Genomic DNA, 14,839 nt, shown 5'->3' with positions numbered 1-14,839 from the left:
TGAACTCAGTATAATCTCCACATTTTCACAATTTGGATAAGACAAATGAGCAAAGGCTTTCATTTTGAGCAATCTATCGTTGAATTAGAAGACATTGTGAAACAATTGGAAAAAGGCGAACTAACCCTTGAGGAATCATTGAAACAATTTGAAAAAGGAATTAGCCTAGCTCGCCAATGCCAAAACACATTAAATCAAGCTGAACAAAAGATAGAGCAATTAACCTCTTATGAAGAACCAATTGAACCCAATTCCGATGAACAACACAGCAATTGATAACTATATCCAAAGGCACGAACAGTATTTAGAACAATTTCTTGCTCATACTGAAATACCAGCAAAAACAATCCGCAACGCTGTGCATTATGCCTTATTTCCTGGCGGGAAACGCATTAGACCAATTTTAGTGTATTTGGTTGGCGAAATAATGGATATGGACATTCACGTTTTGGATAGCATTGCTGCTGCTGTCGAATTAACACATTGTTACTCATTAATCCATGATGATTTGCCTGCCATGGATAATGATGATTTGCGTCGAGGAAAACCCAGTTGCCATAAAGCATTTGATGAGGCAACCGCTATTCTAGTCGGTGATGGCATGCAAGCTTTGGCCATTGAAGTACTCCTGACTAGATTAAGCATGATCATTCCAGCCCCACAAGTCATCCAAATTACTCAAACCCTAATTAATGCCAGTGGTGTAAGTGGAATGGTCAGTGGCCAAAGCCTAGATCTGTCTGAGCTCGCTAAATCCTCTATAAGCAAAGAACAACTTAGAGAAATTCATTTACTCAAAACGGGGAAATTAATTATTGCTTGTTTTGAAATGCTTCTGGCTGCCCAACAAAATGTAGCTGAACAGATAAAAACTGCGCTTTTGAGTTATGCACAGCATATTGGACTCGTTTTCCAAATGCAAGATGACTATCTGGATTGTTACGCTCCTTCGCAATTCCTAGGCAAAGGCCGCTCTTCTGATGTTGCTAATCAAAAAAATACTTTCGCAAACTTAATGAGTAAAGAGCGATTAGAATACGAAATTAAATTTAATTACCAAATCGCTCTTGATGCACTAAGTGTATTTGGGGATAAGGCATTGAACTTAATAGAGCTAACAAAACAATTGCAGGCAAGAAGTCAGATAACGACATTCAAATCCGTATCATAAAAGGGTGTACGTTGGTGCTGAGCACAGCGAAGCCCAACAAACCCTCACCGAGGCTTAACCAATTTTGAAAGGGGTACAAAAGTCTCGACTCCTGAATCGGTATTCCGCTGCTCCCCTTTCCAAGCATGGCCATAAACCACCTCATAACTCAGAGGAAACTTACCTGTAACCAGACGCATTAACGAATAATTCGTTTTAAATTCTTGCCAAGCCCTTTTACCAGTCAAACCTTGATTTCTCTGTGGATTAATATTTTTTACACCTTGCGCCTTGAGTGAACGAACTAATTGATCCAAGCTATCGTAATGAACAGACAAATTCTCCATGTCCACTACAGGCTCCACAAATCTCTCACTCAATAAGCAATCACCCACATCATGCATGTCCAGGAACTCATTGACATGAGCGTGTTCATTGACACCAGACCAAGCCTTCTTGAGTTCTATAAAAGTATCAGGTCCCAAGGTAGTAAACATAAAACAGCCATTAACTGTCATTACTCGATTGATTTCACGAAAAACAGCCTTTAAGGAACTCCCCCAGTGAACGGCTTGATTAGCAAAAACCAAATCAAATAAACCAGAGGGAAGAGGCATTTTAACCATGTCTGCAGCAAGTAATGACCATTTGCGTCGCCAACTCATCTTAGTCTTGGCTTTTTTCAACATCGGCAGGGAGAGATCCAAAGCAACCACTTGCGCTTTAGGGTAAGCATTTTTTAACGCTCTGGAAAAGCCGCCTGGCCCACATCCTAAATCAAGAATATACCGGGGATTTAGATTGATGTATTGCAAGCGTTCTAACAAACGATTACCAATCTCTTGCTGCACTTTAGCAGCGATTTCATAATCATCCACTGACTTACTAAAAGCCTTGCTTATTTCAAGATTAGTGGTCATGATCACTGCCAAGGAAAAGGAACATAGAATCCAACGATCGTGCTTAAAAAAATCAAGAGTATAACACAGAATTTGCGTCTGCCTTCAATATGCATCCTTTGTAATCAAATTTATAAAAGCAACTTGGCTCTATGTGAGGAGTGCATCAAACTTCTCAAGAAACTCGGCCCTAAATGCCCCTGCTGTGCCCACCCACTTCCGGATGACATAGGACTCTGCGGTTTGTGCATTCAACAAAAACCCCATTTTGACAAAGTCTATATTGACTATGAATATACTGAACCTTTACGAGGTCTATTGCATCAATTCAAATACACGAATGCTCTTTATCTTGCTGGTTTTTTCAGTCAATTGATGTTTAATTCGGTCAATAAGGCGACAATAATGCCACAATGCATAATTCCAGTGCCCATGCACCCAGAACGTTTAAAATCAAGAGGATTTAATCAAGCCGTTGTTCTAAGTAAGCTATTAGCGAAACGCCTCCGAATACCATACAATCTCAACTGTTGTAAAAAAATCAAAAACACCTCTGCGCAAGCAAGCCTAAGTCAAAAGGAGAGGCTGAAGAATTTGAAATCCGCATTTAGCGCTGCATCGCTAGAACATCAGCATGTCCTCATTGTGGATGATTTATTAACCACGGGTAGTACTGCGAATGAGATTGCTTTTCTCTTAAAGCAAAATGGGGTTCAGCGAGTTGATGTTTGCTGCCCTGCACGAGCTGTAAAAGACGGGTTTAACCATTCACTCTAATTTAGCAAGAACCAATCCGAGCCGCGACCGTAAGAGGGTGGAGCAGTTGGTGGTGTATACCAATACTACGTGCACTATCAAAAGTTCCGCTACCTTACGCCCGAGGAATCGACTCAAATTAGAGTGCCCCAACTAATCTCTACTCTAATGGTCAGTATGCGTAGATCCGGCGCCTCGCCGAATGGCGCTGCCTTAAGCATCGTCATTTGTGAAAGCGGATAGTTCCGTATCCGCTTGCTGACGCGCGCGGCTCGGTTCATTCCCTGCTGTGACTAGGATTTGATTCAGACAGCAAAGAAGAAACCGAGCCGCGCGCGTCAGCAAGCGGACTAATGCGGGCCGTATAGAAGAACCAAATGACATAGCTTTAGGCAGCGCCATTCGGCGAAGCACCCGACCTTGGGTATAAATGCCCCTTTTAAAAAATGAGTCGATTCCTAGGCTCTTACGGTCGTGGCTCGGACTGATCTTGAGCAACGGCCTCAGCTCAGATTGATATCGAGCTATTGAGGTGAATAGTTACAGACGGGCAAAATTTAGCCAGCAAAATATCGCTGCAAGTCATTCATTAATAATTGAACCAATAGTACACAAAATACAATGATCATCAATCGATGCAGTAATACTTCCCAAGCAATGGATATCGGTTTTTTGCGTATTTTTTCAATGACAGCAAATACAATATGTCCACCATCCAATCCAGGAAACGGAAACAAATTAACGAGAGCAACCGCTAAACTTAAAGTAGCAATAAAAAATAAGAAGACTACTGATCCTTGAGATAAGGACGTAACGGAAGCTGTGAATATCCCTAACGGTCCAAGCAACATTGAAAATGGAATAACGCCAGTCAATAACTGTTTAAAAACCATGATAAAAAAACAGATGAAATGCAAAATAGTCTTGTTGGTTTGGTGAATCGCTTCTTTTAAACTGGGACATTTTATCGTTATTTTGGGGGATTTTAAATCGGGCGATATCCCTAAACTAGTCAGCAAGTTCCCCCCTTTTACACCAAACTTCACTTGACTGAGATCAAGAATAAGATCTCTAGGTTGTAACGTGGTCTTCGCAACTTGAATTTTTACTTGTGGGTTCCCCCAATAAATAATCAATTGCATACCTACATCCTGCCAGGAAGAGATAGAGAAGCCCTCAATAGAAGTGAATCGATCACCCATCTCAATTCCTGCATGAGCAGCAACACTGTCTGACTTTACGGTCTGAATTTGAGGGATTTTACTCTCAATGCCTATGTAAAAAACGACGACGAAAGCAATCCACGCGGTAATCATATTTGCAAAAGCACCTGCACATAGAATTATCACTCGATTCCAGATGGGTTTTTTATCAAAACAGGAAGGAAAATCCTTAGGCTTCACTTCAGTAGCCCTGGAATTTAACAATTGAACATATCCACCGAACGGCCACATTCTCCAAGACCAATCACAGCCGCTACTTGTTTTCCACTGTATTAATGGCTTACCAAAACCAATTGAAATGCTGCTTATGCGCACATGAAAAATACGTGCTGCGAGAGCATGTCCTAATTCATGAATTCCTATGACTAGAATTAAAGTGAGTATTATGGCTAGAATTGCCATAACCATAACGAACTCCTCAGATGCAAATGGTGGATTATTTATTGGTATTATCAATCACTAATTGCAATAAGGGAATCCCTTTTTTTCCATCTAATTCGTATCCCTGACGATACACTTCAAATATTCGGTAGGCTTCGTTGGTTTCACTGTCCACTAGCTCCACTTCTTCCCCTTGTTTATCCAACAAGGTTACGGTTAAGTGTATTTCTGAATACCCTTCAATCTGATAGCGCTCTTTGAACAATTTGAGTACACGTTGAATGCTCTCAGCAGCTTCATCTCCACTGTGTTGACCTTGCAAGATAATGTCCATAGGCGCTCCTATTGGGATTTAAAACATGCTGCAATCAGCCTCTACTTACGTTGACGGCAAATGTTAAAAGTACTTTAATTATTGATTCGGTTGATTCCTTCTTCAATATTGAGATCTTGTAGGAGTCAATGGAGAAACCCAAAAGGGTTTTGAAAATACAAATAAACCATTCTATGAAGCCCTCCAAACGTCTCCTAAGTATCACAGGTCTTTCTGATTCACCCCTCGCGAATACAAGATCGATTCTCTATAAATAAATTATAGTTGCTGGTTCATTTTATGAGTAATGCTTGTCATTAATTTTTGATATTGAGGTACAGAAAAAAACAGGGCTTACGAAAAACCCCAAGATCGAGGCAAAAGAACTTTTTAATGAGGGAGTTTAGATGGACTAAATGACCGAATTAAAAAGTTCTTTTAACAAAGAGATTGGGTTTTTCGTAAGCCCTGAAAAACATAAGTATGATGCAGGCAAAGCATTAATCAATGGTTGTGATATTTCCAAATAATGAAAACAATGGTTACGGGACTATAGAACCTAGCCGGAACTGTAAGGGAGCTGAATCCGCTTGCTTGCGCGCGCGGCTAGGATTTGATTTGTGTCAACTGAACAGAGTGAGGGATAAATTCCAGAAAGATCAAGCTATTTCACTACAAATTTCAACTCTAATCGTTTACAATGGCCTTTAATAATGAACAATGAATCGATCTAACTCTATGGTATTTGTTGCTTGTGGTCTCAACCATAAAACAGCCCCTATCGACGTGCGTGAGAAAGTCGCTATACCAGAAGCGGTGCAAGACTCCCTTTTAACGAGTCTTATGGACTTGCCCCATGTCAATGAAGCTGCGATTTTGTCCACATGCAACCGAACAGAAATTTACTGTGATACCCAGGAACCTCAAGCCATTGCAAACTGGCTTGCCCAAGAGCACCAAGTGTCAGAACATCTTTTGTCACAATCGCTATATCTTTATGAAGGTCATGAGGGTGTAAAGCATACGTTACGGGTTGCTAGCGGCTTGGATTCCATGATGATAGGAGAACCACAAATACTTGGTCAAATGAAACAGGCATACCAACATGCCTGTCGTCTAGGTGCAGTAAAAACTGAACTAAGACCCGTCTTTGAATACGTATTCCGTGCTTCAAAACGCATCAGAACACGCAGTGGAATTGGCACTAATCCAGTCTCAATCGCTTATGCGGCCGTACAACTTATCGGGCAATTTTTTAGTGATTATCAATCTCTGCGCGTATTTCTGATAGGCTCAGGAGAAACTGCTTCGCTCGTAGCTAAATATTTGCATCAGCAAGGGGTTCGTGAGTTTATGGTGGCAAGTCGAACACTTGAAAACGCCCAACAACTCGCCGATGTCTTTAAAGGACAAACCCTTTCAATAGGTGATATACCCCAGTATCTTCCTTCGGCGGATGTGGTTATCTCAGCAACTGCCTGCCCATTGCCTTTCATTAATAAGAGTTTGGTGGAGCATGCTTTAAAACAACGCAATCAGTCACCTATGTTTTTATTGGATTTGGCGGTTCCGCGTGATATCGAAGAAAACGTTGGCGAAATACAAAATGTCCAGCTGTATAATGTTGACCATTTGCAAACCATGATTGAGAAAGGCATGGATGAAAGACGCAATGCTGCTTTACAAGCTGAACAATTAATTGATAGTGAATTAAATAATTACATACGCTGGCACCGCTCATTGCGCGCAAAAGAAACCATCTGCGATTTCAGGAGCCAGATGCAGCTTCTTGCACAAGCAGAAATTCGAAAAACCATGAACCAAATCGACAAGGGACACAACCTACATCAAGCTCTTATTGAATACAGCGAACGTCTGATCAATAAATTAACTCATGCCCCAACTGTTGGCTTAAGACAAATGGCATGGGATGGACAGGAAGAGTTGCTTGAAGTAGCTCAATACCTCTTTAACACTAGCCCAATTAAACTCAACCATGAAGAAATCTCTTGAATTAAAATTAGAACAAATGCATGAGCGCTATCAGGAAGTAGGTCGACTACTCTCCGAGCCGTCCGTTATCGCAGATCAGAATCAGTTTAAATCCTTGTCTAAAGAATACGCGCAATTAGAGCCTGTAGCCCAATGCTATGAAGAGTACCTTAACGCCAAAGAAAATCTGCGAAGCTTGGAGGAGCTTATCCAAGGTAATGACAAGGAATTAGCAAGCATGGCGCAAGAAGAGCTTCAGGACGCTCAAAAGCAAATTGAAGAATTGGATGAAACACTGCAGTGGCATCTAATTCCCAAAGATCCCGATGATGAACGCAATATCTATTTGGAAGTTAGAGCAGGTACTGGTGGCGATGAGGCAGCTATTTTTGCGGGTGACTTGTATCGCATGTACAGTAGATATGCTGAAAACCAAGGTTGGCAAATTGAATTAATCAGTGCAAGTCATGGTGAACATGGTGGTTATAAAGAAATTATTGCGAAGATAAGTGGTAATGCGGTGTATTCCCAATTGAAATTTGAGTCTGGGGCTCATAGAGTACAAAGAGTACCTGAGACTGAATCCCAAGGTCGAGTGCATACTTCCGCCTGTACAGTAGCGATCATGCCAGAGGTAGATGAAATTGACGAGATACAAATTAACCCTGATGATTTACGTGTAGATACTTATCGATCTTCAGGAGCCGGTGGACAGCATGTTAACAAAACTGATTCTGCAATCCGTATCACGCATATTCCAACTGGGGTTGTTGTAGAATGCCAGGATGAGCGTTCTCAACACAAAAACAGGGCCAAAGCAATGTCCCTGCTTAAAAGTCGATTATTAAATGCCGAACAAACCAAGCAAAAGCAAGAGCAAGCACAAACACGAAAATCACTTGTCGGTACAGGAGATCGCTCTGAGAGAATTCGTACCTATAATTTCCCCCAAGGTCGGTTGACTGATCATCGCATCAACTTAACCATTTATCAGTTGACTGATGTTATGGAAGGAAATTTATCCTTAGTGATTGACTCTCTGAAACGCGAATACCATGCTGAGCTTCTTGCTGAACTAGGACGACATGACTGATATACAACAGGCTCTGAAGCAAGCAACTGCTCGGTTAAATACAGTCCATGAAAGCGCACGCTTAGAATCTGAATTATTACTGGCTTATGTCTTAAAAAAAAAGCGTACCCATCTTTACACCTACCCTGAGCAAGAACTTAAACAAGAAGAGCTGGAATTATTCTTTAACTTGCTTGAAAAACGCTTGCTAGGCGAACCCATTGCTTACTTAATTCAAGAAAAGGAATTTTGGTCTCTACCCTTCAAAGTAACTCCTGACACGCTAATACCGAGGCCTGAAACAGAGCTATTGGTAGAACTAGCTCTCAAGCTTATACCCAACCGTGATAAAACCACTTTGCTCGACCTAGGAACAGGGAGTGGAGCTATCGCCATATCCATAGCGAAGGAAAGACCAAATTGGATCATCCACGCTTGCGACAGCAGCAAAAAAGCCCTTAACATCGCCATTGAAAATGCAAAGTCTCTAAGTGTAGAAAACATTCATTTTTTCCATTCAAATTGGTTTAGCGAGTTACCACAACTACAGTACCATGCGATCCTTTCGAATCCCCCATACATTGCTCAAGATGACGTGCATCTCAAACAAGGCGATGTACGATTTGAACCAATATGCGCTTTAGTGAGTGGCAAAGACGGCTTGAGTGATTTACAATACTTACTTAATGAGGGTTTAAACTATTTGCTTCCCAATGGGCTAATGTTAGTTGAGCATGGATTTGAACAAAAAGATAAATTAAGCGCTATACTTAACGGATTAGGATATTTAAACACTCATTGTTGGCAAGATCTTCAGGGACATGATAGGGTAAGTGGAGGTTGGTATCCTAGCTAAAAACAGATATACTACCAAGTTCTTTGCTTATGAACTTGAAGTTATGCATAAGTTTCTGGAAAGACGGAGACTAGAATGAAAGGACAAATACAAGATACAACCAATGAGAGATTACACAACGTGAAAAACGACGCATTAGGAAGCATGGGAATTGCACCTTATCAGGAAGCTGAGGGTGAAGAATATATGAATGAAAAGCAGCTGGCTCATATTGAAAAAATATTGCTGGCATGGCGTCAATCGCTAATGGAAGAGGTAGACAGAACTGTAACACACATGAAAGACGAAGCAGCTAACTTCCCAGATCCTTCTGACAGAGCAAGTCAAGAAGAAGAGTTTAGCATTGAATTACGCACAAGAGATCGTGAACGCAAACTGATTAAAAAAATCGAAGACGCATTAGAGCGACTAAGAAATGAAGATTTCGGCTATTGCGAAGCATGCGGAATTGAAATTGGTTTGAAACGTCTTGAAGCCAGACCTACTGCTACTTTATGCATTGACTGCAAAACCTTGTCAGAAATTAAAGAACGTCAAAATCAGGGATCATAGTACCCACATTTCTTTAAATAGATTTCAATAGGGTCAACTGGCCCTATTTGACTACAGTAAGTAATTAAGTTAAGCACCTCATGATGTATTCTGACTACCGTTATCAACTCAACTCACGAACAGAGGGTTTTAAAAAAAATTGGTTATTTCTTCCTGGTGGCCCTGGACTTGGATCAGACTATCTAATTGAGTTTTGCGATCAGCTCCAATTGCCTGGAAATAAAATTATCGCTGATTTCCCAAAGGATGGAAGAAACTGCGAGGGAAAACTCAATTTCTCATTTTGGGCCAAGGGATTAATTCAGTTACTGCAAACATTGCATAAACCAATTTTAGTAACCCATAGTTTCTCTGGAATGTTCGCTCTGAGTTTACCTGAGATTGAACCTTGTCTAAGTGGTTTGGTACTCATGAACACAACGAGCACAAACAGTTTTTTTCAACACGTTAATGCGATGAAGGACAAGCATAATTTGCCTGACTTAGTTCCTCCAGCTACTGAATACCATCTAAAACCTTCGAATGAAACCTATAAACTGTTTTGGGAAACCTATAAGTATTATTGCTTTACTCCAGAAGAAATGAATTTAGGGGAGAAAATGATGGATTCTTTTGCATTTAATAATGAATCCTATCATTATGCCATTGAAAATTTTTATCCTAATTATCACTGTAAATGGCACCCAAGCACCTTACCTACCCTGATCATTACCAGCGAAAAGGATTACATCTGCCCACCCCATATCTTTGAGCAAGACAAGCATTTTCAAGGAAAGAACGTTATGCATAAAATAATAAGGAATGCTGGGCATTGTCCATGGATTAAGTACCCAGATAAAGTGCAAGAGTGCTTTAATGAATTCTCTTCTCAGTTTTCGACCTGAGATCAAAATCGCATTAGCTTTGAGCCTTCAGTTGGTTTTCAACCACCTGTAGATGTCTCAACAAAGAACCCTTATTGCTTTCAAGGAATCTGCTAGCATTATTGACCATTCTCTGTTTAAACGCTTGATCGCTATGTAATTTAATCACAGCATCTCTAAATTGCTCTATTTTTTCAACCAGAAGAAATGCTTCAGCTGATTCAAGATCTCGACATATGGTTTTAAAATTATGCACTTGATTTCCACTAATGACTGGAACATTCATTGCAATTGGTTCTAGCACATTATGCCCCCCTACAGGTACAAGGCTCCCACCAACGAAGGCGATATCGCTAATTTGATAGAGACCTAAGAGCTCCCCCAAACAATCCAAAACGACTATTTCATTCTCAGGTGAAAGCGTGTTTAAATCACTACGTAACCCTGTTTTAAAACCCGCTTGTAAACAAAGCTGATAAACAGTCTGAAAGCGCTCAGGATGACGAGGAGCAATCAGTAATACCATATTGGGAATCGCCTCTTGTAAACGTTTCATTTGAGATAAAATCAATGACTCTTCATTATCATGAGTGCTTGCTGCAATCACTACTAGTCTATCACTACCCCAATGATTTTTAAGTTCAATAAACTTCTTGCTGTCTACTAAATGAAGTTGTAAATCAAACTTGATATTGCCTAACACATGAACTGAATCGGTGTTTGCACCCAGTGCTATAAATCGCTTGGCATCATCGTCACTTTGCGCCAGTATGCCAGAAAACTCTTGAAGAACAGGTTTAAATAAGCTCTTAAATGTCATATACCCTTTTAAGGAACGCTCTGAAAGCCGAGCATTGGCCAGAAGAACTGGAACCTTGGACACATGAGCCTGATGAATGATATTGGGCCAAAGTTCTGTTTCCATGATCACAAGCACCTTTGGCTGCATTTTTTTATAAAAACGCTTAACCACATCAGGTAAATCATAAGGGACATAAGTATGCAACACTTTATCGCCAAAACGAGTTTTTACTCTCTCTGAACCAGTTGGAGTCATCGTTGTAATGAGTACAGACCATTTCTTTGCTAACATCTCATCGATTAAAGGGGTTGCTGCAATTACTTCTCCTAAAGACACTGCATGCACCCAAACGTCGACAGGGCCATGACTCTTTAGACCTAGTGCAAAACGTTCATGAATTCGCTGCTTATAGGCTGGCAAAGCTCTGGATTTTCGCCATAAACGAAATAATAGATATGGGGACAATAAATACATTAAGACCGTGTAAATTATTCGCATAATTAGAAGACATGTAAAAAAATGAGATTATACCTGAAAATGCTATTATCAAGATACTTTAAAATGCTAGGATTTTGGCGATATGTTACACTTCTAATAGATGGCTTAATTTAAATATCTAACTTATGAACTTAAGAGACTTATTTATACTCACTACTTGGTGGGGAAAAATTCTGGGGGCATTTTTTGGCTACCTTTCTGCTGGTCCAGTCGGGGCGATGTTTGGTCTGTTGGTTGGAAATTTTTTTGATAGAGGACTAGTAAGCCTTTATAACAATCCTCATTGGATTTATCTTTCAGAAAAACGCAAAATAGTGCAAAAAGCTTTTTTTGAAACGACTTTTTTAGTCATGGGTTATGTGGCAAAGTCAGATGGGCGAGTGTCTGCTGAAGAAATTAAGATGGCGAAGCTGCTCATGACTGAAATGCGACTCTCTAAAGAACAAAAGGAACTTGCCAAACAATTATTTAGTGAAGGAAAGACCTCTCAATTTAACTTAACTAGCTCGCTAATCAAGCTTAAAACTTTATGCAGAGACAACCGAGAGCTATTAAAGCTATTTATAGATATTCAGTATCGTGCGGCTCAAATTGATGGTTTAAATCAACAAAAAATTAACGCGCTGAATAATATACTCTCTGATTTAGGTTTTGCCCCACTGAATAAACAATATCGATTTTATGAGGATTTTGGACGCTCTACCTATCAATACCAGCAGCAATCCAATCAACAAAGAAGTCATAATACTTCGTCAAACACGAATTCAAACACGGGTAGGAATAACAATTACAATTACAATCGTGAACCTCCTTTAAACGCTTTAGCTCAAGCCTATGCAATTCTTGAAGTCAATCAACAGGCTACCAAGCAAGAAGTGAGGAAAGCCTATCGACGCTTATTAAGTCAAAATCACCCTGATAAATTGATTGCTCAAGGGCTTCCTGATGAAATGATAAAACTAGCTAACGATAAAACCCATCAAATTGTAAAAGCCTATCAATTGATCTCAGAAAGCAAGGGTTGGTGATAGATATAGGATTCTGCTTCACTTTTTGCTTCAACATTGAGTTTTTTAGTTAGTCCTACTGGTTCAACGTAAGAAACTAAAATCGGAGGTGGTTGAGGAATAAATTCGGGAAGTTTTGCCATCCAACCATGAACGAATGCCAAAAGCAATTGCTGGCTGTACTGATAATCATGTTGGGCACCAGGCATTTCTATCATCAAATAATTAGGTGCTTTAATTTCAGCTTCCCTATTAGCTCTTTGTTGTAAAACGACGTCGTAGTCAAATTGGCCAGCAATATCAAACACTGGAAATCGTAAATGGATTGGCTTATCGAATTTGCTTTTCAAATCATAAGCCGATAAAAACACTATTCCATTGACTAATTTCGCTTGTGGTTTGTTAAAATAATCCAAAGTGACATTCAACTGATCGCCGTAATGAACAATGACAATTCGCTTGTTGTTTTCTTGTCTTAGCGCACTGATGGCATTAGGCAACTGATCAATCCAGGAAATCGATTTATCCTCTTTGCAGTTAAGTAAAGCGACTGACCAACCGTTCTGAGCTAATTGTTTTGCTAAGCTAGCAAGAAGAATAGACCAATGAGCCTGCTCCCCACCACGAATGATGATAACCCCCCCATAATTCAGTAGCTTAGAGGACCAAAACGGCAATGATAAGTCAGATTGATTGACTTTGATGTTCATCGTTTCTGCAAAAAGAGAAGAACTCATTAGATAAAATAAGATAAACAGTTTAAGTAATGAGTTCATGTATCCCTACGGTGTTGACTAATTAACTCTCTGAAAAATCAATTCCTGCAGCATCTAACAACACTTTTGCTTTGTCTGCCAAAATCTTATGTGCAAGAGCTGTTGGATGCACTAAATCAAAGAAAAGATACCCATCACAAGCATCGCCTCTATTCAAAGGTTTTGCACTGGCAACCATTTGTAAAATGGATGGCTGCTTTCTGTCATCAATCATTAAATCAGCACAAGTTCCAGTGGTGTTATTAAATCCATACTCTGATGCATGTTCCAATACTTCTGAAAACATGGAGCCCATGTCAAAGTAAAGCCACTCAACTCCAGGATTCGTTTGCTTCAAGTTCTCCATTGTTTTAGCCAATTCAGCGTTATGGTGACTGGAAAAATAAGTCATACTATCAATTGAGCCAAATTCTATAGCCGCTGGAGTTTTACCTAGATCAGGTAAATTAAGAACCAATATGTGTTTTGCACCCTTGTCAACTAGTCGTTGAATACTCTCTGTTATTCCCTTATTGACAAGGCTTAGGGTTTCTTCGACTTCCTCAGGAAGTCCTAAATAATTATTGGCACCTATCCATATTACGTAGAGGCTATCAGGATCTGACTTGTCTTGATGGGTTAAGAAATAGGCGTTCAATTGCCTTCTTAGGGTAAAAAAGACCTCATCATCTTCTACATTCATTGAAACACCAGCACCCCCAACAGCATAATCAAGAAGATGTTCCTCGGGGTTATTTGGAAAATAGGAAGAAATCAAGCGTTCAATCCATACGGGTCCATTGGTAAAGCGACCTTCAAAGTATGGAGGAGATTGAGGAAGTTGATGTTTCATGTATTCATACAAATTCCCATTATCAGACAAGCTGTCACCAAATACGACCATATTATGTAGAGGTGTAGCACCAACAATCCCTGCAAATATAAAAGCACCTAACGTTACCAATAGTTTCATGAATGCCCTTAAGTGATTAAGTTAATTTAAACTTTCCCTTATCGATTATATTATATCTGCTATATCTCGCCAAGAATTATCATTTACCCAGCTTATTCAAGATACATATTGATCTAAATATTAAACCCAATTATATTAGTCCTGCGGACAATTCCCTCGTTTGGGCCCTATAGCCTCGATTTTAGAATGGTCAAAAGACCTTGATTTTTGCGAGTATTCATGATGAAGAAATTAGAAAGAGAATTCTTAATTAACTCCTTAATGCATTTAGAAACAATCCTCTCAATTAACGATGAACTTAATTTTGCAATCAAACATATTGCATCAGGAAATCAGGATGATCCAAGGTATCAAATCAACTCTAAAATCACTGATGCTGATAAATGGCTAGATAGGGACAAGCTTAAATTTACTGCTGCTATATCTGAAGCAGTAGTTCGTACCTCAAAGTATTTATTTACTGATGTTGCAGAAGAAATAAAAGAACTCAATAGTGCTCAAACAATGTTATTCGACATATACGTGCCAAGACTCACAGCAAACACCGATGAAAGAGATAGATTAACCTCCGTGAGACAAAATGGTGAAACAATTAGAGCTGAGTTAATGAAAGAGTTAAGAGACGAGGTAAAAGAGGAAGTTCCCTACACCAGTACCTTTGATAATAAGTTTACTCTATTCTCCTTTGTTACCGCTTCAGTTTTGGTTATCGGTACTACTGTTATCCAAGCTTTGAGACAATAAGAA

At 39.7% G+C, this 14,839-nt stretch carries 16 protein-coding genes; 10 read left to right on the top strand and 6 right to left on the bottom strand.

The window, feature by feature from the left end; genetic code table 11:
* Positions 1 to 45: 45 nt before the first annotated feature.
* Positions 46 to 276, top strand: coding sequence for an exodeoxyribonuclease VII small subunit (locus Lwal_RS05930; protein WP_058479909.1), 231 nt, complete (start codon positions 46 to 48; stop codon positions 274 to 276).
* A complete protein-coding gene (locus Lwal_RS05925) occupies positions 257 to 1,171 on the top strand; it encodes a polyprenyl synthetase family protein (RefSeq protein WP_058479908.1) in 915 nt (304 codons plus the stop codon). Before Lwal_RS05930 ends, Lwal_RS05925 begins: the two co-directional genes overlap by 20 nt.
* 44 nt (positions 1,172 to 1,215) lie before the next feature.
* Here the strand turns inward: Lwal_RS05925 and bioC are convergent, their stop codons facing one another.
* Complete coding sequence (bioC, locus tag Lwal_RS05920; protein ID WP_058479907.1) at positions 1,216 to 2,070, bottom strand: malonyl-ACP O-methyltransferase BioC; 855 nt, start codon at positions 2,068 to 2,070, stop codon at positions 1,216 to 1,218.
* 39 nt (positions 2,071 to 2,109) lie between these two features.
* On the opposite strand from bioC, the gene Lwal_RS05915 reads away from it, so the two are divergent.
* Positions 2,110 to 2,826, top strand: a complete 717-nt coding sequence (locus Lwal_RS05915; protein ID WP_083500045.1) for a ComF family protein — start codon at positions 2,110 to 2,112, stop codon at positions 2,824 to 2,826.
* A 536-nt stretch (positions 2,827 to 3,362) separates the two neighbouring features.
* Here the strand turns inward: Lwal_RS05915 and Lwal_RS05910 are convergent.
* Together Lwal_RS05910 and Lwal_RS05905 are read right to left on the bottom strand one after the other, a co-directional pair.
* Entirely contained in the window at positions 3,363 to 4,436 is a 1,074-nt protein-coding gene (locus tag Lwal_RS05910; protein ID WP_058479906.1) for a M50 family metallopeptidase, read from the bottom strand.
* Between the two features lie 28 nt (positions 4,437 to 4,464).
* Positions 4,465 to 4,743 carry a hypothetical protein gene (locus Lwal_RS05905; protein ID WP_058479905.1) on the bottom strand — a complete coding sequence of 93 codons (279 nt, stop codon included), beginning with the start codon at positions 4,741 to 4,743 and terminating at the stop codon, positions 4,465 to 4,467.
* Between the two features lie 717 nt (positions 4,744 to 5,460).
* Between Lwal_RS05905 and hemA the strand changes: the two genes are divergently transcribed.
* From hemA to Lwal_RS05880, 5 genes are all read left to right on the top strand, one after another.
* Positions 5,461 to 6,735, top strand: a complete 1,275-nt coding sequence (hemA, locus tag Lwal_RS05900; protein WP_058479904.1) for a glutamyl-tRNA reductase — start codon at positions 5,461 to 5,463, stop codon at positions 6,733 to 6,735.
* Entirely contained in the window at positions 6,719 to 7,807 is a 1,089-nt protein-coding gene (gene prfA / locus Lwal_RS05895; protein WP_058479903.1) for a peptide chain release factor 1, read from the top strand. The genes hemA and prfA overlap by 17 nt, the downstream gene beginning before the upstream one ends.
* Positions 7,800 to 8,642: a peptide chain release factor N(5)-glutamine methyltransferase gene (gene prmC, locus Lwal_RS05890; RefSeq protein WP_058479902.1), complete on the top strand. Its 843-nt coding sequence runs from the start codon at positions 7,800 to 7,802 to the stop codon at positions 8,640 to 8,642. The genes prfA and prmC overlap by 8 nt, the downstream gene beginning before the upstream one ends.
* A 75-nt stretch (positions 8,643 to 8,717) precedes the next feature.
* Entirely contained in the window at positions 8,718 to 9,194 is a 477-nt protein-coding gene (dksA, locus tag Lwal_RS05885; protein ID WP_058479901.1) for an RNA polymerase-binding protein DksA, read from the top strand.
* Between the two features lie 80 nt (positions 9,195 to 9,274).
* Entirely contained in the window at positions 9,275 to 10,078 is an 804-nt protein-coding gene (locus tag Lwal_RS05880; protein WP_058479900.1) for an alpha/beta fold hydrolase, read from the top strand.
* 13 nt (positions 10,079 to 10,091) lie between these two features.
* On the opposite strand, the gene waaA is transcribed toward Lwal_RS05880, so the two are convergent.
* Positions 10,092 to 11,357 (bottom strand): lipid IV(A) 3-deoxy-D-manno-octulosonic acid transferase, encoded by a 1,266-nt coding sequence (waaA, locus tag Lwal_RS05875; RefSeq protein WP_058479899.1) that lies wholly within the window; start codon positions 11,355 to 11,357, stop codon positions 10,092 to 10,094.
* Positions 11,358 to 11,482: 125 nt separating this feature from the next.
* On the opposite strand from waaA, the gene djlA reads away from it, so the two are divergent.
* On the top strand, positions 11,483 to 12,385 hold the full coding sequence (gene djlA, locus Lwal_RS05870) for a co-chaperone DjlA (RefSeq protein WP_058479898.1): 903 nt from the start codon (positions 11,483 to 11,485) through the stop codon (positions 12,383 to 12,385).
* Here djlA and Lwal_RS05865 read toward each other — a convergent pair.
* Together Lwal_RS05865 and plaA are read right to left on the bottom strand one after the other, a co-directional pair.
* Positions 12,355 to 13,140 carry an alpha/beta hydrolase gene (locus Lwal_RS05865; RefSeq protein WP_058479897.1) on the bottom strand — a complete coding sequence of 262 codons (786 nt, stop codon included), beginning with the start codon at positions 13,138 to 13,140 and terminating at the stop codon, positions 12,355 to 12,357. The genes djlA and Lwal_RS05865 overlap by 31 nt on opposite strands.
* Positions 13,141 to 13,162: 22 nt before the next feature.
* Positions 13,163 to 14,092 carry a GDSL family lysophospholipase PlaA gene (plaA, locus tag Lwal_RS05860; protein WP_058479896.1) on the bottom strand — a complete coding sequence of 310 codons (930 nt, stop codon included), beginning with the start codon at positions 14,090 to 14,092 and terminating at the stop codon, positions 13,163 to 13,165.
* A 219-nt stretch (positions 14,093 to 14,311) separates the two neighbouring features.
* On the opposite strand from plaA, the gene Lwal_RS05855 reads away from it, so the two are divergent.
* Entirely contained in the window at positions 14,312 to 14,836 is a 525-nt protein-coding gene (locus Lwal_RS05855) for a hypothetical protein (protein ID WP_231950963.1), read from the top strand.
* Positions 14,837 to 14,839: the final 3 nt, after the last annotated feature.

The organism is Legionella waltersii (assembly GCF_001468085.1).
Lineage (GTDB): Bacteria > Pseudomonadota > Gammaproteobacteria > Legionellales > Legionellaceae > Legionella > Legionella waltersii.
The sequence above is the reverse complement of the archived record's forward strand: the minus strand, read 5'-3'. Positions and strand labels throughout refer to the sequence as shown.

Coding starts and splice junctions, on each gene's coding strand:
- prmC (WP_058479902.1), top strand. CDS start 7,800: ATGACTGATATACAACAGGCTCTGAAGCAAGCAACTGCTCGGTTAAAT.
- Lwal_RS05880 (WP_058479900.1), top strand. CDS start 9,275: ATGATGTATTCTGACTACCGTTATCAACTCAACTCACGAACAGAGGGT.
- Lwal_RS05905 (WP_058479905.1), bottom strand. CDS start 4,743: ATGGACATTATCTTGCAAGGTCAACACAGTGGAGATGAAGCTGCTGAG.
- Lwal_RS05865 (WP_058479897.1), bottom strand. CDS start 13,140: ATGAACTCATTACTTAAACTGTTTATCTTATTTTATCTAATGAGTTCT.
- hemA (WP_058479904.1), top strand. CDS start 5,461: ATGGTATTTGTTGCTTGTGGTCTCAACCATAAAACAGCCCCTATCGAC.
- dksA (WP_058479901.1), top strand. CDS start 8,718: ATGAAAGGACAAATACAAGATACAACCAATGAGAGATTACACAACGTG.
- Lwal_RS05855 (WP_231950963.1), top strand. CDS start 14,312: ATGATGAAGAAATTAGAAAGAGAATTCTTAATTAACTCCTTAATGCAT.
- Lwal_RS05925 (WP_058479908.1), top strand. CDS start 257: ATGAACAACACAGCAATTGATAACTATATCCAAAGGCACGAACAGTAT.
- plaA (WP_058479896.1), bottom strand. CDS start 14,092: ATGAAACTATTGGTAACGTTAGGTGCTTTTATATTTGCAGGGATTGTT.
- bioC (WP_058479907.1), bottom strand. CDS start 2,070: ATGACCACTAATCTTGAAATAAGCAAGGCTTTTAGTAAGTCAGTGGAT.
- Lwal_RS05910 (WP_058479906.1), bottom strand. CDS start 4,436: ATGGTTATGGCAATTCTAGCCATAATACTCACTTTAATTCTAGTCATA.
- Lwal_RS05930 (WP_058479909.1), top strand. CDS start 46: ATGAGCAAAGGCTTTCATTTTGAGCAATCTATCGTTGAATTAGAAGAC.
- djlA (WP_058479898.1), top strand. CDS start 11,483: ATGAACTTAAGAGACTTATTTATACTCACTACTTGGTGGGGAAAAATT.
- waaA (WP_058479899.1), bottom strand. CDS start 11,357: ATGCGAATAATTTACACGGTCTTAATGTATTTATTGTCCCCATATCTA.
- prfA (WP_058479903.1), top strand. CDS start 6,719: ATGAAGAAATCTCTTGAATTAAAATTAGAACAAATGCATGAGCGCTAT.